The 26064-nt window shown below is 61.1% G+C and carries 26 protein-coding genes; 12 read left to right on the top strand and 14 right to left on the bottom strand.

Annotation, left to right across the window (positions count from 1 at the left end; all coding sequences use genetic code 11):
- Window positions 1–151 precede the first annotated feature (151 nt).
- From hflK (AC1Q9F_RS15665) to cfaB, 5 genes are all read left to right on the top strand, one after another.
- On the top strand, window positions 152–2098 hold the full coding sequence (gene hflK / locus AC1Q9F_RS15665) for a protease modulator HflK (RefSeq protein ID WP_492620349.1): 1947 nt from the start codon (window positions 152–154) through the stop codon (window positions 2096–2098).
- Window positions 2095–3141 (top strand): protease modulator HflC, encoded by a 1047-nt coding sequence (hflC, locus tag AC1Q9F_RS15670; RefSeq protein WP_045121726.1) that lies wholly within the window; start codon window positions 2095–2097, stop codon window positions 3139–3141. The genes hflK (AC1Q9F_RS15665) and hflC overlap by 4 nt, the downstream gene beginning before the upstream one ends.
- Entirely contained in the window at window positions 3138–4196 is a 1059-nt protein-coding gene (hflK, locus tag AC1Q9F_RS15675; RefSeq protein WP_207984402.1) for a protease modulator HflK, read from the top strand. Before hflC ends, hflK (AC1Q9F_RS15675) begins: the two co-directional genes overlap by 4 nt.
- A complete protein-coding gene (locus AC1Q9F_RS15680) occupies window positions 4193–6100 on the top strand; it encodes a heavy metal translocating P-type ATPase (RefSeq protein ID WP_492620279.1) in 1908 nt (635 codons plus the stop codon). The genes hflK (AC1Q9F_RS15675) and AC1Q9F_RS15680 overlap by 4 nt, the downstream gene beginning before the upstream one ends.
- 177 nt (window positions 6101–6277) lie before the next feature.
- On the top strand, window positions 6278–7465 hold the full coding sequence (gene cfaB, locus AC1Q9F_RS15685; RefSeq protein WP_179693198.1) for a C17 cyclopropane fatty acid synthase CfaB: 1188 nt from the start codon (window positions 6278–6280) through the stop codon (window positions 7463–7465).
- 2 nt (window positions 7466–7467) lie between these two features.
- Here cfaB and cls read toward each other — a convergent pair whose 3' ends face one another.
- A complete protein-coding gene (gene cls / locus AC1Q9F_RS15690) occupies window positions 7468–8907 on the bottom strand; it encodes a cardiolipin synthase (protein WP_011336657.1) in 1440 nt (479 codons plus the stop codon).
- A 146-nt stretch (window positions 8908–9053) separates the two neighbouring features.
- Between cls and AC1Q9F_RS15695 the strand changes: the two genes are divergently transcribed.
- Window positions 9054–9572, top strand: a complete 519-nt coding sequence (locus AC1Q9F_RS15695; RefSeq protein WP_007954220.1) for a DUF3617 domain-containing protein — start codon at window positions 9054–9056, stop codon at window positions 9570–9572.
- 46 nt (window positions 9573–9618) lie between these two features.
- On the opposite strand, the gene AC1Q9F_RS15700 is transcribed toward AC1Q9F_RS15695, so the two are convergent.
- Genes AC1Q9F_RS15700 through folE2 form a run of 6 tightly spaced genes read right to left on the bottom strand, consistent with a single transcriptional unit; the run spans window position 9619 to window position 14831 of the window.
- A complete protein-coding gene (locus tag AC1Q9F_RS15700; RefSeq protein WP_492620278.1) occupies window positions 9619–10956 on the bottom strand; it encodes a dihydroorotase in 1338 nt (445 codons plus the stop codon).
- Window positions 10957–10959: 3 nt separating this feature from the next.
- Window positions 10960–11520: a gamma carbonic anhydrase family protein gene (locus tag AC1Q9F_RS15705; protein WP_074689871.1), complete on the bottom strand. Its 561-nt coding sequence runs from the start codon at window positions 11518–11520 to the stop codon at window positions 10960–10962.
- Window positions 11517–12392, bottom strand: coding sequence for a metal ABC transporter substrate-binding protein (locus AC1Q9F_RS15710; protein WP_492620277.1), 876 nt, complete (start codon window positions 12390–12392; stop codon window positions 11517–11519). The genes AC1Q9F_RS15705 and AC1Q9F_RS15710 overlap by 4 nt, the downstream gene beginning before the upstream one ends.
- 11 nt (window positions 12393–12403) lie before the next feature.
- Window positions 12404–13270 (bottom strand): metal ABC transporter permease, encoded by an 867-nt coding sequence (locus AC1Q9F_RS15715; protein ID WP_492620276.1) that lies wholly within the window; start codon window positions 13268–13270, stop codon window positions 12404–12406.
- Entirely contained in the window at window positions 13270–13938 is a 669-nt protein-coding gene (locus AC1Q9F_RS15720) for a metal ABC transporter ATP-binding protein (protein ID WP_492620275.1), read from the bottom strand. Before AC1Q9F_RS15720 ends, AC1Q9F_RS15715 begins: the two co-directional genes overlap by 1 nt.
- Complete coding sequence (gene folE2, locus AC1Q9F_RS15725) at window positions 13935–14831, bottom strand: GTP cyclohydrolase FolE2 (protein ID WP_207984387.1); 897 nt, start codon at window positions 14829–14831, stop codon at window positions 13935–13937. The genes AC1Q9F_RS15720 and folE2 overlap by 4 nt, the downstream gene beginning before the upstream one ends.
- Before the next feature lie 84 nt (window positions 14832–14915).
- Between folE2 and AC1Q9F_RS15730 the strand changes: the two genes are divergently transcribed.
- Entirely contained in the window at window positions 14916–16115 is a 1200-nt protein-coding gene (locus tag AC1Q9F_RS15730; protein WP_492620274.1) for an N-acetylmuramoyl-L-alanine amidase, read from the top strand.
- Here the strand turns inward: AC1Q9F_RS15730 and AC1Q9F_RS15735 are convergent.
- Window positions 16112–16486, bottom strand: coding sequence for a glutamine synthetase (locus AC1Q9F_RS15735; RefSeq protein WP_492620273.1), 375 nt, complete (start codon window positions 16484–16486; stop codon window positions 16112–16114). The two genes, AC1Q9F_RS15730 and AC1Q9F_RS15735, sit on opposite strands and share 4 nt — an antisense overlap.
- 224 nt (window positions 16487–16710) lie before the next feature.
- Here AC1Q9F_RS15735 and zigA point away from each other — a divergent pair, with 224 nt between their 5' ends.
- Complete coding sequence (gene zigA, locus AC1Q9F_RS15740) at window positions 16711–17916, top strand: zinc metallochaperone GTPase ZigA (RefSeq protein ID WP_492620272.1); 1206 nt, start codon at window positions 16711–16713, stop codon at window positions 17914–17916.
- Window positions 17916–18566, top strand: coding sequence for a DUF1826 domain-containing protein (locus tag AC1Q9F_RS15745; protein ID WP_492620271.1), 651 nt, complete (start codon window positions 17916–17918; stop codon window positions 18564–18566). Before zigA ends, AC1Q9F_RS15745 begins: the two co-directional genes overlap by 1 nt.
- A gap of 4 nt (window positions 18567–18570) precedes the next feature.
- On the opposite strand, the gene AC1Q9F_RS15750 is transcribed toward AC1Q9F_RS15745, so the two are convergent.
- Window positions 18571–18927: an NADH:ubiquinone oxidoreductase gene (locus tag AC1Q9F_RS15750; RefSeq protein ID WP_207984375.1), complete on the bottom strand. Its 357-nt coding sequence runs from the start codon at window positions 18925–18927 to the stop codon at window positions 18571–18573.
- A 25-nt stretch (window positions 18928–18952) separates the two neighbouring features.
- Between AC1Q9F_RS15750 and AC1Q9F_RS15755 the strand changes: the two genes are divergently transcribed.
- Complete coding sequence (locus AC1Q9F_RS15755) at window positions 18953–19924, top strand: CobW family GTP-binding protein (RefSeq protein WP_492620270.1); 972 nt, start codon at window positions 18953–18955, stop codon at window positions 19922–19924.
- 1 nt (window position 19925) lies between these two features.
- Here AC1Q9F_RS15755 and AC1Q9F_RS15760 read toward each other — a convergent pair whose 3' ends face one another.
- A complete protein-coding gene (locus AC1Q9F_RS15760) occupies window positions 19926–20339 on the bottom strand; it encodes a DUF3301 domain-containing protein (protein ID WP_007954242.1) in 414 nt (137 codons plus the stop codon).
- Window positions 20340–20456: 117 nt separating this feature from the next.
- Here AC1Q9F_RS15760 and pdxY point away from each other — a divergent pair, with 117 nt between their 5' ends.
- Complete coding sequence (pdxY, locus tag AC1Q9F_RS15765) at window positions 20457–21329, top strand: pyridoxal kinase PdxY (protein ID WP_492620269.1); 873 nt, start codon at window positions 20457–20459, stop codon at window positions 21327–21329.
- A gap of 103 nt (window positions 21330–21432) precedes the next feature.
- Here pdxY and AC1Q9F_RS15770 read toward each other — a convergent pair whose 3' ends face one another.
- Window positions 21433–21915: an acyl-CoA thioesterase gene (locus AC1Q9F_RS15770; RefSeq protein ID WP_003229693.1), complete on the bottom strand. Its 483-nt coding sequence runs from the start codon at window positions 21913–21915 to the stop codon at window positions 21433–21435.
- Between the two features lie 282 nt (window positions 21916–22197).
- Between AC1Q9F_RS15770 and AC1Q9F_RS15775 the strand changes: the two genes are divergently transcribed.
- On the top strand, window positions 22198–23961 hold the full coding sequence (locus AC1Q9F_RS15775; RefSeq protein ID WP_492620268.1) for a cation:proton antiporter: 1764 nt from the start codon (window positions 22198–22200) through the stop codon (window positions 23959–23961).
- 23 nt (window positions 23962–23984) lie between these two features.
- Here the strand turns inward: AC1Q9F_RS15775 and AC1Q9F_RS15780 are convergent, their stop codons facing one another.
- The 3 genes from AC1Q9F_RS15780 to AC1Q9F_RS15790 all read right to left on the bottom strand — a co-directional run bounded on the left by AC1Q9F_RS15780 (window position 23985) and on the right by AC1Q9F_RS15790 (window position 26025).
- Window positions 23985–24392 (bottom strand): SMI1/KNR4 family protein, encoded by a 408-nt coding sequence (locus AC1Q9F_RS15780; protein WP_007954245.1) that lies wholly within the window; start codon window positions 24390–24392, stop codon window positions 23985–23987.
- A gap of 138 nt (window positions 24393–24530) precedes the next feature.
- The gene (locus tag AC1Q9F_RS15785; protein ID WP_039765060.1) at window positions 24531–25409 is read right to left on the bottom strand and encodes a Tim44 domain-containing protein; all 879 of its coding nucleotides are present in this window, start codon (window positions 25407–25409) and stop codon (window positions 24531–24533) included.
- A gap of 175 nt (window positions 25410–25584) precedes the next feature.
- Window positions 25585–26025: an EamA family transporter gene (locus AC1Q9F_RS15790; protein WP_064379739.1), complete on the bottom strand. Its 441-nt coding sequence runs from the start codon at window positions 26023–26025 to the stop codon at window positions 25585–25587.
- Between the last annotated feature and the right edge of the window lie 39 nt (window positions 26026–26064).

The raw sequence follows: 26064 nt of genomic DNA on the forward strand, positions 1-26064 counted from the left end.
AACGTAATATGTGCGTTTCCAGACATTTCGGTCAAGGCTTCAGGCAAGCGACAGGTTGCGCATCTTTGAATGGCGCAAATGAGTACAAATATTTCACGACTTTCGTCATATCGTAACGATATGTGCAGTGAGCCAAGGGTTTTGGGGGGATATGCAAGTCGATCTGGATGAAGGCACGCCGGTGACCGGATTGCCGCGCTTTCAGCAAGCGGCGACGCAGGGCCGGCGCTTGCGTCGCCTGGCGATCGGTCTGGGCGTGTTGGCCGGGGCAGGGTGGGTGCTGGCATTTTTTGTCGAGCTGTTTGCACCGCAATCGCTCTGGCCCGCGTTGCTGGTCAATCAGAGCGCGGCGTTGCTGGTGCTGGTGGCCGGGCTGCAATCGGCGTGGTGGGTGACGCAATGGCGGGCGCGGGTGATCAATCCCGTCGTGGCGGTTACGGCTGCCGAAGAACCTGCGCCGGAAGGCTGGTACGAACGGCTGCTGGATCGCATGAGCCAGCGCAGTCTGCACCTGCTCGGGCAAATCGGCGCGGCCACATTGTGGCTGGGCGGGTGGTCGTTGCTGGCGCTGTCAAGCATCGAGCAAATGTGGAATCTGACGCTGCCGGCGACGGGTGTGGGGTTGTCCGCCACGGTGGGCGCGGCCATCGCGATGCTGATGGCATTCGCTCTGTTGGTGCTGGAGCGACAGCTAGCGCAGGAAAACCCGGCGCAATGGCCCGAGGCCGGAGCGTTGGCGCAACTGACGCGGGTGGCAATCATCAGTCTTGTTCTGGGCGCGTTGTGCCTGTTGTTCGCCAGTGACAGTGCAATCTGGCCGGTGCGTCTGGCCGTATTGATCGGCATTCTGCCGGGGCTGGTTGCCCTGGAATTGCTGTTGCGTGCGCTGCTGTCGCTGTTCAGCCCGCGCCGCGAACAACTCGAACCGGTGTTGCTGGCCCGCAGTTTCGTCGCCGATCTGCTGCGCTGGCCGCCACAACCTCTGCTCGCGTTGCAGCATGAATTGCACAACCGCTTCGGCATCGATCTGCGTCAGATCTGGGCCTTCAGTTTCATGCGTCGCGCGTTCTTGCCGGTGTTGTTGCTGGTGGCGGCGGTGGGCTGGCTGCTTACCGGTCTTCACGAAATTCCGATGCAAAGCCGTGGGATTTACGAGTGCTTCGGCAAGCCGGTGCAGGTGTTCGGCCCGGGGTTGCACGCCGGTTTGCCTTGGCCGCTGGGGCGTGTGCTGAACGTTGAGAACGGCGTGGTACATGAACTGGCGACCAGCGTCGGTGAAAACCCGGCACCCGTGCAGTTGGACCCGGCAGAAGGCCCGGCGCCACTCACCGCGAATCGTTTGTGGGACGCCAGCCACGTCAATGACAAGTCCCAGGTAATCGCCAGCAGCCGTGGCGATCAGCAGAGCTTTCAGATCGTCAACATGGACGTGCGCTTCGTCTACCGCATCGGTCTGAGCGATCAAGCCGCGCTGGCCGCCACTTACAACAGCGCCGATGTGCCCACGCTGATCCGCAGCACCGCCAGCCGGATTCTGGTGCATGACTTTGCCTCGCGTACCCTCGACGGATTGCTCGGTGAGGACAGGACCGGGCTCGCCGAAGAAATCGGCCGCGCCGTGCAAAGCGATCTGCAGAAACTCGACAGCGGCGTGGAAATTCTCGCCACGGTAGTCGAAGCGATTCACCCGCCGGCAGGGGCGGCCAATGCCTATCACAGCGTGCAAGCGGCACAGATCGGCGCTCAGGCGTTGATCTCCCGCGAGCGCGGTGCCGCTGCCGAAGCGAGTAACCAGGCACAGTTGCAGGCCAGCCTCGCTCGGGATCAGGCCAGTGCCAACGCCCACGAAATCAACGCCACGGCCCGGGCGGCGGATCTGAAATTCAGCGCCGAACAAAAGGCCTACGCCAGCGCCGGCCAGGCCTTCGTGCTGGAGCAATACCTCAGCCAACTCAGCCAGGGTTTGAGCAAAGCCAAACTGCTGGTACTCGACCATCGCCTGGGCGGCAGCAGTAACGCACCGACCATCGACCTGCGTACGTTCACGCTGCCGGCAGATCCGGCGCGCAACACCGCTCAGCCAGGAGCCACCCATTGAGCCAGTCGCACACTCACGATCACCATGACCACAGCGGCCACGATCATGCTCATGGCGGCGGTCATCACCATCACGGGCATCATCACCATCACCACGGTGCGCCGGAGGAGGCGGGGCCTTTTCCATGGAAACGCATGGGCTGGGCAGCGTTGCTGGTGGCGTTCGCCATCGCAGCGGCGAGCCTGGTGCAAGTGCGCTCCGGTGAGGCCACGGTCATCACCCGGTTCGGCAATCCATCCCGTGTGTTGCTGGAACCGGGTCTGAGCTGGCGCTGGCCGGCACCGTTCGAAGCGGCGATTCCGGTGGATCTGCGTTTGCGCACGACCTCCAGCGGCTTGCAGGACGTCGGCACACGCGACGGTTTGCGCATCATCGTTCAGGCGTACGTGGCCTGGCAGGTGCAGGGCGATCCCGATAACGTGCAGCGCTTCATGCGCGCCGTGCAGAATCAGCCGGACGAAGCGGCGCGGCAGATCCGGACGTTTGTCGGCTCGGCACTTGAAACCACGGCCAGCAGTTTCGATCTGGCCAATCTGGTGAATACCGATGCGAGTCAGGTTCGCATCGCCGATTTTGAAGCGCAGTTGCGCCAGCAAATCGATCAGCAACTGCTCGCCACTTATGGCGTACGGGTGGTGCAGGTAGGTATCGAGCGTCTGACATTGCCATCGGTGACCCTCACTGCAACGGTCGACCGGATGCGCGCCGAGCGTGAAACCATCGCCACCGAACGCACGGCCATCGGCAAGCGTGAAGCGGCGCAAATCCGCTCCGCCGCCGAACGCGATGCGCGCATCGTGCAAGCCGATGCCACGGTGAAAGCCGCCGATATCGAAGCCCAATCGCGAGTGGAAGCGGCGCAGATTTACGGACGTGCTTACGCCGGTTCGCCGCAGCTGTACAACTTGCTGCGTTCGCTGGACACCCTCGGCACCATCGTTTCGCCAGACACCAAACTGATCCTTCGCACCGACGCCGCGCCATTCCGGGTGTTGGTAGACGGTCCGCCGAATCTCGACAGCAAAAGCGGATCGCAGCCATGAATGAAGTTCCACGTGGAACACATTCGCTGAACAGTCCGTGGATTCAAGCGGGACGTCTGGCGTTTTTCGCGCTGTACGCGGTAACCGTGCTGGCGGCATTGGCCTGGGCATTTTCCAATGTCCGGCAGATCGACCCGCAAAATCGCGCGGTGGTTCTGCATTTCGGAGCGCTGGATCGGATTCAGAATGCCGGGTTGTTATTGGCCTGGCCGCAGCCGTTCGAACAGGTGGTTTTGTTGCCGGCGGCGGATCGGGTCATCGAGCGACGGGTGGAAAATCTGCTGCGCAGCGATCAGGCCGTGCAGGCGGATCGCGTCGCCACCTTCGCCACACCGCTGAGTGATGCGCTGGCTGGTTCCGGCTATCTGCTCACGGGCGATGCCGGTGTGGTTCAACTGGATGTGCGGGTGTTCTACAAGGTCACCGATCCCTATGACTTCGTACTGCAAGGCGAACATGTGCTGCCGGCGCTGGATCGATTGGTGACGCGAAGCGCGGTGGCGCTGACGGCGGCGCGGGATCTGGACACCATTCTGGTGGCGCGGCCGGAGTTGATCGGCGCTGATAATCAGGCCGCCGAACGTCGCGAACGGTTGCGTGGCGATCTGGTGCAAGGCATCAACCGCCGTCTCGCCGAGTTGAAGGCGAGCGGGCAGGGCATCGGCATCGAAGTGGCTCGGGTCGATGTGCAATCGAGTCTGCCGGAGCCGGCAGTCAGTGCGTTCAACGCCGTCCTCACTGCCAGCCAGCAAGCCGACAAAACGGTCGCCAATGCCCGCACCGAGGCCGAGAAACTCACCCAGTCCGCCAACGAACAGGCCGACCGAACGCTGCAAGTCGCCCACGCTCAAGCCGGTGAGCGCCTGGCCAAAGCCTCCGCCGACACGGCGACGGTGTTGAGCCTGGCGAAGGCGCAACAGCAGGGCACTGACCCGCAAATGCTGTTGCGTCTGTACCGCGAGCGGATGCCGAAGATTCTCGGTCAGGCCGGTTCGGTCACCACGGTCGATCCAAAAGACGATTCACGCCTGATCATTCAGGGAGCCAGCAAATGACTGCCACCACCTCATCTCCGAGCCTGTTGTCCTCGGCCGAACAACGACGCGCCGCGCGCCAGTTGACCCTGGCGATGCTCGCTCTCGGCTTGCTCGGTCTGGGGCTGATCTGGCGCTGGTTGATGCCGGAACAGACGGGCGTGAGTCAGCTGTTGCTCGGATTTGCTTCTTTATTAGTCGCGGTCCCAGTGATGCGTTCTGCATGGTTCAGCCTGCGTTATCCGAGCCTGCACGGCATCACCGATCAGTTGATCGCCCTGGCGATGATCGGGGCCTGGGCCACGGGCGATCTGCTCACCGCTGCGCTGTTGCCGATCATCATGATCTTTGGCCACGTGCTGGAAGAGCGCAGTGTGATCGGTTCCCAGGAAGCGATTCATGCGCTCGGCCAACTGACGCGCAGTCATGCGCGCAAGGTGCAGGAGGACGGCTCGATCATCGAGGTCGACAACGGCACGCTCAAGGCCGGCGACAAAGTCGAAGTGCGCGCCGGGGATCGGGTGCCGGCGGACGGTCGGGTTTTATCCGGCCAGGCCAGCCTCGATACGGCGTCGATCACCGGTGAGTCGGTGCCGGTCGAGGCGGGCGTCGGCATGGCGGTGTTCGGCGGCGCGATCAACCTCGACGGGTTGCTGCGAATTGAAGTGACCCGTACCGGTGATGAATCGACTCTCGGCAAAGTCATCGCGCTGATGCAGAACGCCGAACGCTCCAAGCCACCGATCACTCGTTTGCTCGAACGCTATGCCGGCAGTTACATGGTGTTGGTTTTGTTGCTCGCGGCGGTGACCTGGTTCATCACCAACGATGCACAGGCGATGCTCGCGGTGCTGGTGGCGGCATGCCCATGCGCTCTGGTGTTGTCAGCGCCGGCCACGGCGATTGCCGGGGTGGCGGTGGCGGCGCGGCACGGGATTCTGATCCGCAGTTCGGCGTTCCTTGAGGAACTTGCCGATCTCACTTCGCTGGTCGTCGACAAGACCGGCACCCTGACGTACGGCACGCTGCGCTTGCAGTCGATCAACAGCCCGCGAGCAGATCACGGGTCGGTGATGGCGCTGGCTGCCAGCCTGGGTGCGGCGAGCAGCCATCCGGTCAGCCGCGCGCTGGCCGGACTGGTCAGCGCGGAACAGGTGCTGGTGCTGACCGATATTCATGAGCGGCAGGGGTTGGGCGTGGTCGCTGGGACGGAGCAGGGCGAGGCCGCGCTTGGGCGCCCGGAGCTGTTTGCGCAGTTGGGCATCCCGACCACGGCGATCCCGGAACACGACGGCCCGATTGCCGGGCTGGCATTGAACGGTGAGTTTCTTGCCTGGCTGTTGCTGGCCGACACCGTCAAACCGGAAGCGCGATTTGCGCTGAGTGAACTGCGCGACCTTGGATTGGGACGACAACTGCTGTTGACCGGTGACCGGCAAAGCGTTGCGCAAACCCTGGCCAAGGATGTCGGTCTGCACGAAGTCGAAGCCCAGGCGCTGCCCGAAGACAAACTCAACCGAGTGCTCAAGGAAATCGAAAACGGCTTCCGGCCGATGGTGGTCGGTGACGGGATCAACGATTCGCTGGCGCTCAAGGCGGGCGTCGTCGGGGTGGCGATGGGCGCGGGTGGCGCGGACATTGCGCTGGCGTCCGCCGACATCGTGCTGATCGGCAGTGACCTGCGCCGGCTCGGCACCTGCGTGCGTCTCAGTCGTCAGTGCCGACGGACCTTGCAGGTGAACGTGATCATCGGTCTGGGCTGGACGCTGGCCATCGTGGTGTTTGCCGCCTTCGGCTGGCTCGGTGCGGCGGGCGCGATGATCGCTGCGTTGCTGCACAACCTGAGCACGTTGCTGGTGCTGGGCAATGCCGGGCGCCTGCTGCGTTTTCAGGAACCGCTGCTGAAGCTGAAAGCGTCGGACTGATCATTTTTCGAACTGTGCGCCGCTCTCGCAGTCATTTGAGAAGGCGCACTGAAACAGGGATGACAGCGCGGTGACAGCCGATGTGGCTGATAGTCGGCGACTATCAAATCGATAGCCTGCTAATTTTCAAGGATGGTCTACCCTCAGATCAGACGTCTGAAACCAGGGGGATATTCCATGCTCGCGCAACTTCCACCGGCCTTACAGAATCTGCAGCTTCCGCTTCGCCTGCGACTCTGGGACGGCCATGAATTCAATCTGGGCCCGACGCCCAGCGTCACCATCGTGGTCAAGGACCCGCAGATGGTTACCCAGTTCACTCACCCAAGTCTCGATGCATTGGGTGCGGCCTTCGTCGAGGGCAAGCTCGAACTGGAGGGCTCGATCAGCGAAGTCATCCGGGTGTGCGATGAGTTGAGCACGGCGCTGCTCAATGAAGACGAAGACAGTCAGCCGGTGCGCACGCTCCACGACAAGGAAACCGACGCCAAGGCCATCTCCTATCACTACGACCTGTCCAACGCGTTCTACCAGCTGTGGCTGGACAGCGACATGGCGTATTCCTGCGCGTATTTCGAAACCGGCAGCGAATCCCTGGAGCAAGCCCAGCAAGCCAAGTTCCGGCATCTTTGTCGGAAGCTGCGTTTGCAGCCAGGCGATTATCTGTTGGACGTCGGTTGCGGCTGGGGCGGATTGGCGCGTTATGCCGCCCGCGAATTTGGCGCCAAGGTCTTCGGTATCACCCTGAGCAAAGAGCAACTGGCCCTGGCCCGCGAGCGAGTCAAAGCCGAGGGGCTGGAAGACCAGATCGAACTGCAACTGCTCGACTACCGCGATCTGCCCCAGGACGGGCGTTTCGACAAAGTGGTCAGCGTCGGCATGTTCGAACACGTCGGCCACGCCAATCTCGCCGAATACTGCAAAACCCTGTTCGGCGCAGTGAAAGAGGGCGGTCTGGTGATGAATCACGGCATTACCGCTAAGCACACCGATGGCCGTCCGGTGGGACGCGGCGCCGGGGATTTCATCGAGAAGTACGTATTCCCCAACGGTGAGCTGCCACACCTGGCGATGATCTCGGCCGAGATCAGCGAAGCGGGCCTGGAGATCGTCGACGTCGAGAGTCTGCGCCTGCATTACGCGCGCACGCTGGACCACTGGAGTGAACGGCTGGAGGACAACCTTGAAGCCGCCGCGAAACTGGTGCCGGATCAGGCGCTGCGCATCTGGCGTCTGTACCTGGCGGGCTGCGCTTACGCATTCGCGCGCGGCTGGATCAATCTGCACCAGATCCTCGCCGTGAAGGCCCATGCCGACGGCAGCCATGAACTGCCGTGGACGAGGGACGACATCTACAACCCTTGAGCCTAGAGAATCGGTGAAATAAGCCGGGCGATCCGCATGCCGACCTGTTGCAGGCGGTGGATCTCCCGGCTTTCTTCTTTGGCGACTTCGTAGGCCTGGGCGAAGTCATCGTTGAGCATCTGTTCTACGCTGGCGGCGAATTCGCTGTCGACGGTCAGCAGCATCACCTCGAAATTCAGCCGGAACGAACGGTTGTCCAGATTGGCGCTGCCGATGGCGCTGATTTCGCTGTCGATCAACACCACTTTCTGATGCAGGAAACCCGGCTCGTAGCGGAATACCCGCACGCCGGCGCGTACCGCTTCGAACGCATACAGGCTGGAGGCGGCGTAAACGATGCGGTGGTCGGGACGCGAAGGCAGCAGCAGACGCACGTCGACTCCGCGCAGAACTGCCAGGCGCAACGCCGCGAAAACGGCTTCGTCGGGAATGAAGTAGGGGCTGGTGATCCACACGCGCTCGGTGGCGGCGTGGATGGCTTCGACGAAGAACAGCGAGCAGGTTTCGTAGGCATCCGCCGGGCCGCTGGCGAGCAATTGGCAAAGCACGCCGTCCTCCGGGTACGCGTCTGGCAGGATCAGCGGCGGCAATGACCGCGCGGCCCAGAACCAGTCTTCGGCAAATGACTCCTGCATGCACGCCACCACCGGGCCGCGCACCTGGACGTGGGTGTCGCGCCACGGTGCCAGCGGTGGTTTTTCACCCATGTATTCGTCGCCGACGTTGTGACCGCCGACAAATCCGATCAGCCCGTCGACTACTACGATCTTGCGGTGGTTGCGGAAATTCACCTGGAAACGATTGAGCCAGCCGCTGCGGGTGGCGAACGCTTTGACCTCGACGCCGCCGTCGCGCAGCGCCTGCACGTAGCTGTGGGGCAGGGCGTGGCTGCCGATACGGTCGTAGAGCAAATGAATCACAACGCCTTCGGCCGCTTTCTTTAGCAGCAGGTCACGCAGGCGCTGGCCGAGACGATCATCGTGAATGATGAAAAACTGGATCAGCACCGCTTCACGTGCTTGGTCGATTGCGTGGAAAATCGCCTCGAAGGTGGCTGCGCCATTGATCAGCAATCGCACTTCATTGTTGGCCAGGCACGGCATGCGCCCCAGTTTCGGCATCGCGCGCAACGAGTCATAAGCATTCGAGGCGCGGGCGGTCAGGGCTTCTTCCACCCACGGCCGCCAGTTGAGTTCGGAAATCGCCTGGCGCATCTGTTCGTTGGCCTGGCGGCGGGCCTTGATGTAACCATCGAAGGTGCTGCGGCCGAACACCAGATAAGGGATGAGGGTGAGGTAGGGAATGAAGATCAGCGACAGCGCCCAGGCGATCGAGCCTTGGGCGGTGCGTACGGTCAATACGGCATGGATCGCGGCGATCGAGCCGAGTGTGTGTATCAGGGCGATCAGATAACCGAAAATGTGCGGTCCGAAATAATCCATGGGGCAACCTTGCTCCTGAAGATTCAATGCTTAACAGACCATGTTCCATGGCGATTGTCGCTATTTGTTTTCAAGCCGCCAGCGCCCGCCATGAACCGAAACAGGCGGCCGGCGTCTAACGGCCACTACTGATCAGGAGTTTTTCAATGAACGTTCGTCTGCTGGGTTTGGCGCTGGGCCTGGGTTTGGCCTTGCCGGTGGTTGCTCAGGCGCAAATGCTGCAGCCGGGGTTGTGGGAAATGACGTCGAGCAATGTGAAGGTCGATGATCAGGTGATGGATGTGCAATCGATCCTTGGCCAGATTCAGGGCCAGATCACCCCGCAACAACGGGCTGAACTGGAGAAGCAGGGGATCAACATCGGTGGCAAGGGTATCCGCGCCTGCCTGACGCCGCAGCAGGTGGCGACCAACGATATTCCGCTGGCGGATCCGCAGTCGGGCTGCAAACAGCAGATCACCGAGCGTGTCGGCAATCAGTGGAAATTCCGCTTCAGTTGCCCCAAAGCCCAGGGCACCGGCGTCGCGACGTTCCTCAGTGACCGCGAGTTCACCACCGTCGCCAATGGCACCTTCAATGCCATCGGGATCAACCAGAAGGGCAGTCTGGAAACACGGGCGGTCTGGCTGGGTCAGGATTGCGGCACGGTCAAACCGAGAGCGTAACGTCACCATCGAAACCGCCTCCACATCGAGTGGAGGCGGTTTTTTTTCAACGCATGAACCGCAGCGGCAATCCCTGGCAGTTGTCATGGATTCGTTGGTCATGCCATGCAATCTGCCCCGATACCATCGTCGTGCTGACCCGATGCCGGAAGCTGCGCTGAGCGAAGGGCGTCCAGCCGCATTGCGACAGAACCGGTTGGCGTGACACCGCGACACCCTTGGGCTCCGGTTGCACCAGCACCAGATCCGCCCAATACCCCTCACGCAAGTAACCGCGATCCGGAATGGCAAACAGATCCGCCACCCGGTGGCTGGTCTTCGCCACCAGCGTGGTGATCGGCAAGACGCCAACCGCCACCAGTTCCAGTAACGCTGGCAGTGCGTGCTGCACCAGTGGCAGTCCCGACGGTGCCTGTTCATACGCTTGCTGTTTTTCCGCCCAGGTGTGCGGTGCGTGATCGCTGCCGATCACGTCCAGTCGATTGCTCAGCAGTGCCTGGCGCAGGGCGTCGCGATCGCTCTGGGACTTGATCGCCGGATTGCATTTGATCAGGTTGCCGAGGTTCGGATAGTCACGGTCATCGAACAGTAAATGGTGCAGGCAAACTTCGGCGGTGATGCGTTTTTGCGTCAGCGGTTTGTCTTCGAACAGGGCCAGCTCGCGGGCCGTGGTCAAGTGCAGGACGTGCAGGCGGGTGCCATGACGTCGGGCCAGATCCACCGCCAGAGACGACGAGCGAAAACAGGTGTCGGCATTGCGGATCTGCGCATGGGCATCGGGTGGCAAATGGTTGCCGAAGCGTTCGCGCAGATTCGCTGCGTTCGCATCGATGCTCGGTGTGTGTTCACAGTGGGCCAGCAGAATCGTCGGCACTTCAGCGAACAGACGCTCGAGGGTGTGGGGGGCGTCCACCAGCATGTTGCCGGTGGACGCGCCCATGAACACTTTGACCCCGGCCACCTCGCTCGGATTTAGCGCTGCGACCGTGTCCAGATTGTCGTGACTGACACCAAAGTGAAAACCGTAGTTGGCCACCGAATTGATCGCTGCCCGGCGCTTTTTGTCGGCCAGCGCTTCGAGGGTCAGAGTGGCAGGGCTGGTGTTGGGCATGTCCATGAAACTGGTGATGCCACCGGCCACGGCTGCACGGGATTCGGTATGGATGCTGCCCTTGGCCGGCGCACCCGGCTCACGGAAATGCACCTGGTCGTCAATCATTCCCGGCAGCAGCCATTGGCCGCTGGCGTCGATTTCCCGGCTCGCGTTTTCACCTTCGATGCTGCCGGCGATCTTGACGATGCGCCCGTTGCTGACCAACAGATCGGCGTCGAATTCACGCCCCTCGTTCACCAGCCGCGCATTGCGAATCAGCACACTGCTCATGGTTCAGAACTCGTTCTGCAGGGCTTTGTAGCCGCGCACCAGGTCGACGTTGGTACGCGCCACGTCTTCGGAAAACTCCGAAGCGCTGACGCTCACCGGCGGGAATTGCGAGAGGTCGGTGCCCGGGCCGATGCGGGTGGTGGAGGGCACGTAGAACGCGTCCGGCAGATCCCGACCGTCGACCACCGAGTTGTGCCGCACCACGCAACCGTTGCCGACCACGCAGTTGAACAGCACGCTGTTGAAGCCGATGAACACCCGGTCGCCGACCGTGCACGGGCCGTGCACGATCGAGCGGTGGGCGATGGAGCTGAATTCGCCGATGGTCACCGCCGCGCCGGATTTGGAGTGGATCACCACGCCGTCCTGGATGTTCGAATTGGCGCCGATGGTGATCGGTTCCATATCGCCCGTGGCGTCCACTTCATCAGCGCGGATCACCGCGTATGGGCCGACGAATACGTTTTCACCGATCACCACTTTGCCGCAGATGATCGCGGTTTTATCGACGTAGGCAGACTCGGCAATCTGCGGCAAATCACCGGAAGGATTTTTACGGATCATGGTTGGCTCAGGGCTTCGTAAAGAGTGTTGAGGTTGTATTCGAACAGCCCGGTGAAGGTGCTGGCCGGACCGCTGGCGGCGAGGGCGTCGGAGTACAGCGTGCCGCCGATGTGTGCGCCGCTTTCGTCGGCGATCTGTTTCAGCAGGCGGGCGTCTTTGATGTTTTCCATGAACACCGCTTTGACTTTGGCTTGGCGAATCTGGGTGATCAGCGCGGCGACTTCGGCAGCGGAGGGTTCGCGTTCGGTGGACAGACCTTGTGGCGCTATGAAGTCGATGCCGTAGGCCTGACCGAGATAACCGAAGGCATCGTGGCTGGTAACGATCTTGCGGTTGTCCGGCGGCAGTGAACCGAGCTTGGCTTTCGCTTGGGCGAGGAGGGCGTAGATCTGTTTCAGGTAGGCCTGGCTGTTGCGCTCGTAGTCGGTTTTGTTTGCCGGGTCAGCAGCGATCAGCGCCTTGGTGATGTTGGCGACGTACAGCTCGGCGTTCGCCAGGTTGTGCCAGGCGTGAGGGTCGGGAACGGTTTCGCCGTCCTCATCCAGCGAGCGCGGAATCACGCCACGGCTGGCGCTGATCACGGTGGCCCTGGTATCGGTGCTGGCAACCAGCCGATCCAGCCAGGGTTCGAAACCCAACCCGTTCTTTACGATCAGTTTCGCCTTGAGCAGGGCCTTGGCGTCATCCGGCGTCGGTTCGTAAGTATGGGCATCGGCGTCAGGGCCGACCATGTTAGTGATCTGGATATGCTCGCCGCCGACCTGATGCACCATGTCGGCAAGGATGCTGAAGCTGGTGACCACCGGCAGTTTTTCCGCCGCCGATAATGACATCGACAGCATCAGGCTGAACAGCACGAGTAGAGCGCGCATCGGGAAACACCTCATTGGGATGTGAGCAAAGGCGGGCGGCGCAACAGACCGTGAACCGGTCCGAACACCACGGACAACAGGTAACCGCCACCGGCGACCAGCACGATGGCCGGACCGCTGGGCAGCGAGTAGTAGAACGACAGCAACAGGCCGAGCCCTACCGAGGCGCAACCGATGAGCGCGGCGATGGCGATCAGGATCGGCAGGCGCCGGCTCCAGAAGCGAGAGGCGGCGGCGGGCAGCATCATCAGGCCGACCACCATCAAGGCACCGATAGCCTGAAAACCGATCACCAGATTGAGCACCACCAGCGTCAGGAACACGCCATGGGCGACGGGGCCCAGTCGGCTTACCGTGCGCAGGAAAAACGGATCGAGCGTGTCGAGTAGCAACGGTTTGTAGATCAGCGCCATCGCCATCAAGCTGAGTGCCGATACCCACAACATGCCGTTGAGGGTCGGCCCGTCCACCGCCAAGGCTGAGCCGAACAGGAGGTGCAGCAAATCGAGTCGCTTGCCGGCGATGCCGAGAATCAGCACGCCGCTGGCCAGCGAGATGGGATAGATGGCCGCGAGGCTGGCGTCTTCGCGTAGGCCGGTGCGTCGGGTGATCCACGCGGCGAGTCCGGCCATGCTCAGGCCGGCACCGAGCCCGCCGAGGGTTAGCGCCGGCAGACTCAACCCGGCGAACCAGAACCCCAACGCGGCGCCGGGGAGGATGCCGTGGGCAACGGCGTCGCCGATCAGACTCATCCGGCGCAGGATCAGAAACACGCCCAGTGGTGCTGTGCTGCACGCCAGGACCAGACCGCCGAGCAGGGCCCGGCGCATGAAGACGAACTCGTGGAACGGTTGCCATAAATGGCTGAGCGTGAGCATCAGGCCACCTGCGTGTGAGGCGTTTGCTGGATGAGATCGACGCTGCTGCCGAATGCGCAGCCGCTCGGTTTGATCAGCAAGGTCTGTGGAATGTGTTGGCGCACGGCGGCGAGGTCATGGCAAACCACGACCAGGGTTCGCCCTTGTTCATGCCAGGCATGCAGGTGTTGCCACAACAATGTCTGACCCAGTTCGTCGAGCGCGGCATGGGGTTCGTCGAGCAGTAGTAGCGGTGTGTCGGCCAGACTCAATCGGGCGAGCAGGGCGCGTTGCAGTTCCCCGCCGGAGAGGGCCATCAGGGGACGATGTTCCAGTCCGCTCAGGTGCCAGTCTTCCAGTGCGGACTCGAGACGTTGGGCCCTGAGTTGCGATGACAGTCGGCGTCCCCAGAAACCGGCTGCCACCAACTCTTGAAGACTGATCGGGAACTGTCGATCCAGGTGCTGTTGCTGAGGCAGGAAGGACAAACCGCTTTGGCGTGGAACACCCAACTCGACCTTGCCGGCCAACGGTCGCTGTAATCCGGCGATGACTTTGAGCAGGCTGCTTTTGCCGCTGCCGTTGACGCCGATGATTGCCGTCAGGCTGCCGTTTTCCAATCGGAGGTCGAGGGGCGCAGTGAGCGGTTGGCCGGGTGTTCCCCAGCTCAGGTTGTGGCAGCGAATCATGGCTGCTCCCGGCGCCAATGACTCTCGGCGACGGCATCGTGAGCATGAAGGCTTTCGGCGTGGATGACTCGTACGTGGAATTCGCTGACACCGGGTGAGCGGCGCAGTGCGAGGTTCAGGCGTCGTGCAGCGTCTTCGCAGAACATCAGGTTCTGGCCATTGGCGAGGGCGAAGGCTTGTTCGTCGGCGCGTTTCACAGCGGTTTGCACGGCGGTGCCGAGGGCTGCTTCGGCGTCGTTGATGATGGACGTCAGGGGTAGTTCGTCGACGAATTCATCCAGGTGCAAATGCAACTGGGCAGTACTGCGTTGGCTGTGAGGTGTGGCCACGATGCCTCGGGTCGAGCCCAACCACGCCAACACATCGGCGTGTTGCAGCGGTTTGTTGGCGAAGTCGTCGACGAATTGTTGCTGGATCAACTGCCTCGCCAATGCGGCGGAACAAGGGCAAGTTGATGAATACGCGACGTCGATTTTCAGTTCCACGTGGAACACTTTGTTTTTTAGCTGGGCTGAAACAGTGACGGGATAAGTTTTCCATCCTGCCAAAGGACTGACCAGTGCCGGCCTTCTCAGCAGTAAATCGGTGTGGATATTGAGATAGGCGGCATCAGACAGATCTTCGTGGCTGTCGAGAAAACGCTGCAGAACTTGACGCAAAAGAGCGGGAGAAAGGTTCTGCTGTTCCAGCGCTTCCATCCCCAGATAGAGCCGTGACATGTGAATGCCGCGTGCGTCTCCATCATCCAGGCTGACGCCTGCATCCGCTTTGGCAGCCAGTCGTTGGCCTTCGATAAACACAGGTAATGCGATGCCGCACATCCCCACCCATTCGAGTGGCAGGGCCTGGCGGGCGGCTTGAGCCGCGACATCCGGCAAAGTCAGCGCGTTCATGAGCAGTTCCATCATGGTGATTGAATTTGATGTTACATTATAACAATTCAAACCACGATGCCTTTTTCATGAACAGGCTTTCATATGCACAGACGCCACTTGCTCAACCTGATGCTGGCCAGCGCGGCCTTTGTTTTGCCTTTCTCGGTGTCCGCTACGCAGATACGCAATGCGCGGCTCTGGCGTTCGGATGACAAGCTTCGGCTGGTGTTCGATCTGAGTGGTCCTGTGAGCTACAAGACGTTTACCTTGAGTGCGCCGGAGCGGTTGATCATCGATTTGAGTGGTGCCAGCCTGGATGGCGATTTCAGTCAATTGGCGTTAGCCGGCACTCCGATTCGCTCAGTTCGCTCCGGGCACTTTGGTCAAGGGAACACCCGGATCGTGCTGGATCTAAGCAGCCCGGTTCAGCTCAATTCATTCTTGCTGGCGCCTCAGGATGGGCAAGGACATCGCCTGGTTTTGGACTTGATGAGTGCATCATCGGGGCTGCCTGCGAGCGTTCCACGTGAAACACCCCAGGAAAAATCTCACCCCAAGCGCGACATCATGGTGGTGGTCGACCCAGGGCATGGCGGGAAAGATCCGGGTGCAATTGGCGCCAAGGGCGAGCGCGAAAAGGATGTGGTGCTGTCCATTGCGCAGATGCTCGCGCGTCGACTCAAGCGAGAGAAAGGCTTTGATGTGAAGCTGGTTCGTAACGACGATTTCTTCGTCCCGTTACGCAAGCGTGTGGAAATCGCGCGTCAGCACAAAGCCGACATGTTCATCTCGGTGCACGCCGATGCTGCGCCGCGTCTGACCGCCTCTGGCGCGTCGGTGTATTGCCTGTCCGAAGGCGGCGCAACATCTGCCACCGCGCGGTTCATGGCGCAGCGTGAGAACGGTGTGGATCTGCTCGGCGCGACCAGCCTGCTCAATCTCAAAGACAAGGATCCGATGCTCGCTGGCGTGATCCTCGACATGTCAATGAACGCAACCATCGCCGCCAGTTTGCAACTCGGAAGCACAGTGCTGGGCAGCCTGGCCGGCATCACCACGCTGCACCAAAAGCGCGTGGAACAGGCTGGATTTGCCGTTCTGAAATCGCCGGATGTGCCGTCAATCCTGGTGGAAACCGGGTTCATTTCCAACGCACGGGACAGTCAGCGCTTGGTGACTGCGCGTCATCAGCAGGCCGTGGCAGACGGTTTGTTTGAGGGATTGCAGCGCTATTTCCAGAAAAATCCCCCCGTCGACAGCTATATGGCCTGGCAACGAGAGCAGAAAGGATCGCGGGTTTAGCAGCCGGTGATCCGGCTGCAGGTGAACTTGGCGCTGCTGCCGCCGGAGCTGGAGAACCGATTGATCGTCGTCCAGCCCACGCGGCGATTGTAGCCAACCCAGGCTTCCCCATCCGATGCGATGCCAGTGAAGAACGTCAGTTGCCCGTAGCGGCTGTTGGTTTGTGCCCAGTAGCGGTTGCCTGCTTTCTCGAATCCGCGCAGGTAAATCGTGCTGCCGACCGTGTTGACGCTATAGGCGTTGCCGTTGCCATCGATGCACGCCAACAGGTTCGCGCTGCGCGTGCAATTGGCGAGCCCCGGCACTTGTGCTTCGGCAGTCAGCGTCAGCAATGCCAGGCAGATAAACGAGTATTTCAGCACGGTTTTCATGACGTAACTCGGCGACGACCTGATTGCAGCTTCCGGCCCTTTGTCACTTTGAGCAAGAAGAGAGTGGATTGATTTTGTTGTTATACTATAACATTAATCGGACAAGGCTTTCCGTGGCTTCCTTTTCAAGCGTCCGCTTCCCTGGTGATCTCATCGAAGCCCAAGAACGCTCGCCCCCGAGAGCCTCCAGCGCTGTTTAGCGACCGTCTGATGAGGTTTATCCAATGTCTTCCCGACTTCCCGTGACCGTTTTGTCCGGCTTTCTCGGTGCCGGAAAAAGTACACTTTTGAATTACGTACTACGTAACAGAGACGATCTGCGCGTCGCCGTTATCGTTAACGATATGAGCGAAATCAACATCGATGGCGGCGAAGTCCAGCGTGATGTCAGCCTGAACCGTGCTGAAGAGAAGCTTGTGGAAATGAGTAACGGCTGTATCTGCTGTACGTTACGCGAAGACCTGCTTGAAGAGGTCAGCCAGTTGGCCCGTGAAGGCCGCTTCGACTATCTGCTGATCGAATCGACGGGAATCTCCGAGCCGTTACCCGTGGCAGAGACATTCACCTTCCGTGATGAGCAGGGGCAAAGCCTTGCCGACATCGCACGCCTCGACACCATGGTCACTGTAGTCGACGGTATGAACTTCCTGCCGGACTACCAGGCTGCTGAGAATCTCGCCTCCCGTGGCGAATTCCTCGGTGAAGAAGATGAGCGCTCGATTACCGACCTGCTGATCGAACAGATCGAGTTCGCCGACGTCCTGTTGATCAGCAAGATCGACCTGATCAGCAGCCGCGAGCGGGAAGAGCTGATGGCCATTCTCAGACGCCTCAACGCTCAGGCCGAGATCATCCCGATGGTCATGGGTGAGGTACCGCTGGAGAAAATTCTCAATACCGGTCGCTTCGACTTCGAAAAGGCCGCCCAGGCCCCGGGCTGGTTGCAGGAACTGCGTGGGGAGCATGTGCCGGAAACCGAAGAATACGGCATCGCCTCCACGGCCTATCGGGCGCGCCGGCCCTTTCATCCGCAGCGTTTCTTCGACTTCATCGATCGTCCTTGGGTAAACGGCAAACTGCTGCGCTCCAAGGGCTTCTTCTGGCTGGCCAGCAAACCCACCGACGCCGGTAGCTGGTCTCAGGCAGGTGGTCTGATGCGCCACGGTTTCGCCGGGCGCTGGTGGCGCTTCGTGCCGAAAGAACAGTGGCCGCAGGATCAGGAAAGTACCGCCGCGATCATGGAAAACTGGATCGCCAGCGTAGGCGATTGTCGCCAGGAGCTGGTGTTTATCGGGCAGAACATCGATTTCGCACAGCTGTCGTCGGAACTTCATGATTGCCTGCTGACCGATGCGGAAATGGCGCTCGGTACTCAAGGCTGGCTACAACTGCCCGATCCGTTTGGCTCCTGGCACGACGAGGTCGCCTGATGCTCGCCCTGAAATCGCTGCCAGGCAGCACGCGCCATCAGTCTTTCGGCCAGACCCCGCAGGTACTGGCGGACATTCTTGACGACGAGACCAACCTCGCGGTCTGGCAGCGCCAGCTTCCGCTGCACATTGCCGAATTTGCAGACTTGTTGCTGTCTCTGAATGAGCCTTACGCCGAGGCGCTGTGCCTGGAATTGCCGGACGAAGAAGCAGAACCGGATCTCACCGGACTGGCCAGCGGCTTTCGCGATCTGGAGGGCTACGAAGGGTTTATCGCCGATCTGAAATGGTTGGTCAGTGCCTTCGCCTGCCTGCTGGGCGCGCGGCGGATCGGCTTACGCCTGCGGGTATTGGACAAAGCCATGTGTCCGCGTTTTCACGTCGATCATGTGCCGGTGCGATTGATCACGACGTACGCAGGTGTCGGCAGTGAATGGCTAAGGGAAGGGCAGATGGATCGTCGGCAACTGGGACAGCCGCAAGCCGAGCCGCAGGAAACGTCACGGATTCAGCAATTGAATCGGGGCGAAGTGGCATTGCTCAAGGGCGAAAAATGGCACGGCAACGAAGGTTTCGGGCTGATCCATCGCTCGCCGCAACCGGCGCCGGGTGGGCGGCGGCTGATGCTGACCCTCGACTGGCTCGGATAGCGCCTCAGGGCTTGAGCCATTTCCCCTGGCTCTGACCCTCGCAATAGGGCTGCAAATACGCCGCATCGGTGGCCACGCCGTAATAGTGGATATCCTGGCGATAAGGCATATTGGCGACTTGCGCGTTGCTGCACACGCCGAATGCGCCGGCGGGGCACTGGTCGACGTATTGAACCTCGACTTTCTGCCCGGCCAGGGTCGGCTGGCAGAAGCCGTCGTTGAACAGTTTTTCCGGGATGTTGCGGTTCTGCTGGCAGACTTTCACGTCGAGCCGCTCCGCCTGACTGTGTACCACGCAGGCCTGTGCCAATACCTCGCCCGACACCAGCGTCAGCAGCAACGACCATCCCATCCACCGCATCTTCGACCTCCAGAAAACCTTGATCATGTTGCAGAACATTCCCACCCACGTCATCGCCGGCCCGTTGGGCGCGGGCAAGACCAGCCTGATCCGCCAGCTCATGGCCCAGCGCCCGGCGGGCGAGCGCTGGGCGGTGCTGATCAACGAGTTCGGCCAGATCGGGCTCGACGCTGCGCTGTTGACCCGCGACGCCGATGGTATCGCACTGGGCGAAGTGGCCGGGGGCTGTTTGTGTTGCGTGAACGGTGCGCCGTTCCAGATTGGTCTGGGGCGTTTGTTGCGCAAAGCGCGGCCGGATCGCCTGTTCATCGAGCCCTCGGGGCTCGGGCATCCGGCGCAGTTGCTGAAGCAATTGAACGAGGCGCCGTGGCAAGGCGTACTCGCCGTACAACCTTGCGTGCTGGTGCTGGACGCCCAAACCCTCGCTGCGGGCAAACCGCTGCCGGACGCGCAGCAGGAAACCTTGTCCAGCGCAGGCCTGCTGCTGTTGAACAAGGCAGAAAGCCTCGACGAGCCCACGCGCGAGCGAATCACCCGACAGTTGCCGCCTGTCCGACTGATCTGGACGCAGCAGGCAATGTTGCCGCTCAGCGACTTACCGGGTCTGGCGGTACAGGCGCAAGCAGGTGTGGATAAGTTGATCGTGCCCCAAGGGCTGGCGCAGATGCCGGCCATCTGGAGCGATCCGGCGTTGCCGATCTGCCTGAGTCAGGCCCAGGAGGGTGGTTGGAGCATCGGTTGGCGCTGGCATCCGAGCCAGGTGTTCGATGTGTCGGGGATAACCCAATGGCTGAAAAGCCTGAACTGGCGCCGGGCCAAACTGGTGATTCACAGTTCGGACGGCTGGCAGTCAGCCAATGCGCTGGACAATGCCGAGCCCAGCTGGCTGCCCAGTGAATGGCGCAAGGATTCCCGGATCGAACTGATTTTCGACGAACCGCAGGCGGACGATGAATTACAGGCTGCGCTGGCCCGGTGTCGGCTTCAGGCGAGCTGATTCAAGGCTTCCACTTGGTGTGTTCCTGACGCCACTGGCTCAGCTCGATCACTTCACCACGCGGCTTGGTCACTTCCACCACGGGCGGCGTGTCATCAAATGGCGCCGGGTAGGGCGCCAGTTCGATCTGGGCGCTGTGCGCACCGAACTGGGTGATGGTGCCGTTGTGCCGGGTTTCGCCGGTCACGGTGAATTCGAAATTGTAGACCCGGGCCAGACGTCGCCGACCACTGGCGTCCTTGATCAAGCCGATCTTCTTCAGCGCCACGTTACCGTCGAGCAACTCGACGCCGACATTCACGCAATGCTGTTTGACCCGCTCCAGCGCTCGCTCGCGCAAGCCGTGGTTGTGCCAGAGCCACGCACCGGCGACGGCGAACAGCATCAGCACGAAAATGTTTTCCAGGGTGAGCATCAACACGAAACTCCAAATGATGGCGTCAGCTTAACTGCGTCGCCGGTCTGTCGTACAGGCTGCGTTTCGTCGCATACTGCGCGGCTTGAATTTCAATCGTTTTACGGAAAAACCCGAATGAAACGTACGCCTCATCTGCTCGTCATCCAGTCCCATGTGGTGTTCGGCCACGCCGGCAACAGCGCTGCGGTTTTTCCGATGCAGCGGGTCGGGGTGAATGTCTGGCCGCTCAATACGGTGCAGTTTTCCAACCACACGCAGTACGGCCAGTGGGCCGGCGAAGTGCTGGCGCCGCACCGGATCCCCGAACTGGTCGAAGGCATCGCCGCCATCGGTGAGCTCGGTAATTGCGACGCGGTGCTGTCAGGTTATCTCGGCAGCGCGGCGCAGGGCCGGGCGATTCTCAGTGGTATTGAGCGGATCAAAGCGGTCAACCCGAAAGCCCTTTATCTGTGTGACCCGGTGATGGGGCATCCGGAAAAGGGTTGCAGCGTTCCCGCCGAGGTCAGTGATTTCCTGCTGGAAGAGGCCGCTGCCGTTGCGGATTTCATGTGCCCGAACCAGTTGGAGCTGGACAGCTTCTCCGGGCGCAAGCCGCAGTCTCTGTTCGATTGCCTGGCGATGGCGCGGGCGCTGCTGGCACGCGGGCCGAAAGCGGTGCTGGTCAAACATCTGGATTATCCGGGCAAACCGGCGGATGGTTTTGAAATGTTGCTGGTGACGGCCGAGGGCAGCTGGCACCTGCGGCGTCCGCTGTTGGCGTTTCCGCGTCAGCCGGTCGGTGTGGGCGATCTGACGTCCGGTCTGTTCCTGGCGCGCGTGCTGCTCGGGGATAGCCTGGTGGCGGCGTTTGAATTCACCGCAGCAGCGGTGCATGAAGTGCTGCTGGAAACCCAGGCCTGCGCCAGTTACGAGCTGCAACTGGTGCGGGCGCAGGACCGGATTGCGCATCCGCGGGTGAAATTCGAGGCCACGCCGATCAGCCTCTGATACCGCGTCGGCTTCAATCGCGAGCAGGCTCGCTCCCACGGATAAAACATCACCTGTGGGAGCGAGCCTGCTCGCGATAGCGGTCGTCAGATCGCTAAAAATCTCAGGCGTCGCCCTTGATTTCCTGATAGCGCTTTTCCAGCTCCTGACGGATCTGCCGGCGTTGCTGCGCCTGCATGTAGCGGCGTTTGTCTTCACTGTTCTGCGGTTGCAGCGGCGGTACGGCAGCGGGTTTGCGCTGATCGTCCACCGCGACCATGGTGAAGAAGCAGCTGTTGGTGTGGCGCACCGAGCGCTCGCGGATGTTCTCGGTCACCACTTTGATGCCGACTTCCATCGAGGTGTTTCCGGTGTAGTTCACCGACGCGAGGAAGGTCACCAGTTCGCCGACATGGATCGGCTCGCGGAAAATCACCTGATCCACCGACAGGGTCACCACGTAGCGGCCGGCATAGCGGCTGGCGCAGGCGTAGGCCACTTCGTCGAGGTATTTGAGCAGGGTGCCGCCGTGGACATTGCCAGAGAAGTTGGCCATGTCGGGGGTCATCAGTACCGTCATCGACAGCTGGGCGTTTCCGGGTTCCATAACGTTCTCACGGGTCAAGGCAGGGTTGCTGGAAAAAACACCTCTGCGGGTGCCTGGTCGCTTTTCAAAAGCACCGTTATCGGGACGCCAGGCAACTGGCCGCCGTCACGCCCGAATCGATCTGTTTCCATATATTGCACCGCCTTTCAGCCGGAAGTCGCGGTGTTACCCTGCAAAAGCGCCTCCCCAAGGGCGTTTCCTACACCCAAAGCGGATTTTTACTCAGCTCGCCCAGACATTTCCCATGCCTGCGTGAGCCTCGTCATTCAAGGAGCCCACACCATGCATGCCATCAGCTTTATTCAGGATCTGGCGGTGATCATGTTGGTCGCAGGTGTGGTGACCGTGCTGTTCCACCGCTTCAAGCAGCCGGTAGTGCTCGGCTACATCGTTGCCGGTTTCATCATCGGCCCGCACACGCCGCCGTTCGGCCTGATCCACGACGAAGAAACCATCAAGACCCTCGCCGAGCTGGGGGTGATTTTCCTGATGTTCTGCCTGGGCCTGGAGTTCAGCCTGCGCAAGCTGTTCAAGGTCGGCGCCACGGCCTTCATCGCGGCGTTCCTCGAAATTGTCCTGATGATCTGGATCGGCTACGAAATCGGCCGCTGGTTCGACTGGAACACCATGGATTCGCTGTTCCTCGGCGCGATACTGGCGATTTCCTCGACCACCATCATCGTCAAGGCGCTCAACGACCTGAAGATGAAGAACGAACGCTTCGCGCAGCTGATCTTCGGCGTGCTGATCGTCGAGGACATTCTCGGCATCGGCATCATCGCCTTGTTGTCGAGCATCGCGGTCAGCGGCACGGTGAGCTCCGGCGAAGTGTTTTCCACGGTCGGCAAGCTTTCGCTGTTCATGATCGTCGCGCTGGTAATCGGCATTCTGCTGGTGCCGCGACTGTTGGCCTACGTGGCGAAATTCGAAAGCAACGAGATGCTGCTGATCACCGTGCTGGGCCTGTGTTTCGGCTTCTGCCTGCTGGTGGTCAAACTTGAGTACAGCATGGTGCTCGGGGCGTTCCTGATCGGCGCAATCATGGCCGAGTCGCGGCAACTGCTGAAAATCGAGCGCCTGATCGAGCCGGTTCGCGACCTGTTCAGCGCGATCTTCTTCGTCGCCATCGGCCTGATGCTCGATCCGATGATCCTTCTGCAATACGCGTGGCCGATTGCGGTGATCACGGTCGCCGTGGTGCTGGGCAAGATGCTGTCCTGCGGCCTCGGGGCGTTTATCGCCGGGAATGACGGACGCACCTCACTGCGGGTCGGGATGGGGCTTTCGCAGATTGGCGAATTCTCTTTCATCATCGCGGCGCTGGGGATGACGCTCCAGGTCACCAGCAACTTCCTGTATCCGGTGGCCGTGGCGGTTTCGGTGATTACCACGTTGCTGACGCCGTACCTGATCCGGGCTGCCGATCCGCTGTCGATCAAGCTGTCTGCCGCCATGCCGCAGCGCCTCGGTCGAGTGTTCGGGATGTACGGCGAATGGTTGCGCAGCATTCAGCCGCAGGGTGAGGGCGCGATGCTGGCCTCGATGATCCGGCGGATCCTGCTGCAGGTCGGGGTCAATCTGGCGCTGGTGATCGCGATCTTCTTTGCCGGCGCTTTCTTTGCCGGACGTCTCTCGATCTGGATGCAGGACTGGATCAGCGATCCGAGCTGGCAGAAGGCGTTGATCTGGGGCGGGGCGCTGCTGGTGTCGTTGCCGTTCCTGATTGCGGCCTATCGCAAGCTCAAGGCGCTGTCGATGCTGTTGGCGGAGATGGGCGTGAAGCCGGAAATGGCCGGGCGTCACACACAGCGAGTGCGCCGGGTGATCTCCGAAGTGATCCCGATTATCTCGCTGCTGGTGATTTTCCTGCTGTTGGCAGCCTTGTCGGCCAGTATCTTGCCGACCAACAAGTTGCTGGTGCTGATCACCGTGGTCGCGGCCGCCGTGGCGGCGCTGCTCTGGCGCTGGTTCATCCGGGTGCACACGCGGATGCAGGTGGCCCTGCTGGAAACCCTCGACAACCACAAGGAGCCGTCGGGGCACTGACCACCCAATGGGAGTGGGGCGTTTCAGCTTTCCAGCCAGACGTCCCGCGCCCAGTGCCAGACCGATTCCCAGGACTCTTCGGTGATCAGTTCTTCTTCGCCCGACCACAGCACCACGGTGCCGTCTTCTTCGACGCAGTAGTAGTCGTCACCGTCCTGGCAGATCGGGATCAGGTCGCGCGGCACGCCGGCATCCCAGGCATTGGCGGCAACGTCCGGCAGGTAGGTGTGGGATTGCGGGTCGGTGACGGTCACCGGCTCCAGGCTGCCGTAAACCACGTCGCTGACGGTCAGCAGAAACTCTTTGAAGACGAACGGGATGTTGATGAAGAGTTCTTCTTCGATTTCCACCAACTGGTCTTCGTCGGGCAACTCCAGGGGAACCGGTACGGGTTCGTTGGCTTCGCGCAGTTGTTCGATGATTTCTTCCACGTCCGGGATCCTCTTGCTTGAATGGCGCGGTTTATATGGGGCGGTTTATACAGTAGCTCGCTATAGATGCAACCGCGAAATAGAAAACCCCGGCCGAGGCCGGGGTTTTCATTACTGCGGGTAAAACGTCGGAGGTGATCAGCCGTTCTGGCGGATACCGGCGACCAGCCAAGGCTGGTTGTCGCCCTGAGGACGTTCCATGTTCCAGCTTTCGCTGAACACTTCGCCCTGCTGGTCGAAACGCGAGGTCTTCGACACGCCGTTGAAGGTCAGGGTAGCGATGGTCTTGTCCGCACGGTCATCCACGCCATCCAGTTGTACCTGGAGGTTATCGATGAAGGTGGACTGGAAGGCATCGCCCAGTTCCGCGCGCTCGCGCTTGAGGAACTCGAACATTTGCGGGGTCACGAACTCGGCGATCTTGTCCATTTCGTTGGCGTCCCAGTGCTGCTGCAACGCCTGGAAGTGGCTGCGGGCGGCTTCGAGGAAGCGCTGTTCGTTGAACCAGGCCGGCGCGTTGATCACCGGACGGGCGGCAGCAGGCGCGGCCGAACCACCGAAGATCGAACCCATGGCTGCTGGTTTCTGTTCGAACACTTCACGCTGCATCGGTGCGCCGGCCGGAGCGAACTGCTCCTGCTGCTTGCGACGACGGGCGGCGATGAAGCGGAAGATCACGAACGCGATCACGGCCATGATCAGGATGTCGAAGAACTGCATGCCTTCGAAACCGCCGCCCATGAACATGGAAGCGAGCAGGCCACCGGCCGCGATGCCGGCCAGAGGGCCGAGCCATTTCGAAGCACCGCCGGCCTTGGCCGCAGCGCCCGCGGCACCGGCAGCACCAGCGGTCGCCGCAGCGCCGCCCATGCCTGGGGAAGAAGGAGCCATCTGGCTGGTCTGGTGCGTCGGCGCAGCGCCGGCGCTTTTGCCACCACCAAAGCGCTTGGCGTTGGCGTCGAGGCTCATCGTCAGGCCGATGCACAACGCCATGGCGATGCTAAGAAAACGTTTCATAAAGGGAATTCCCGTTTGTGGAGACACGCGCGCCATGTTGCACAGCTGAAGTGTTACTGGCTAGCGAGAGAGTGTTTCGGGCTTTTGCCTGACAGGTTACGTTCAGCTCGGTCGGGGCAATAAGGCCATGTACTTTTGTCTGTAGGAAAAGGAGATAGGTTCAGCAGGAAATGGATCAGCGCCGCAAGGCCAGCATCACCACACCGGCGGTGATCAGGCCGATACCGCCCCACTGGCGCAGGTCGAGTTTCTCACCCAGCAAGATCACACCGAGCACCGCCACGAAGACCACACTGAGCTTGTCCACCGGGGCGACCAGCGATGCCGGTCCGACTTTCAACGCGCGGAAGTAGCACAGCCACGAAGCACCGGTGCCCAGGCCCGACAACAGCAGGAACAGGTAGCTCTTGGCGGAGATCGATCCCAGGGACTGATATTGGCCCGTGGCGTACAAAATCAAGGCCAGACTGACCAATACGACGATTGTACGCAGTAAGGTAGCGAAGTCGGAGTTGACGTTTTCGATGCCGATCTTGGCGAAGATGGCCGTCAGCGCGGCAAAGGTGGCCGAGAGCAGGGCCCAGAACGTCCAGGAAGAAAAGAAGCCCGAGCCCATGGATGTTGCCTCCAGTGTTCGCTCCCGCGCCGGGCGCGG

This window comes from Pseudomonas sp. GW823-FHT04A03 (genome assembly GCF_058796615.1).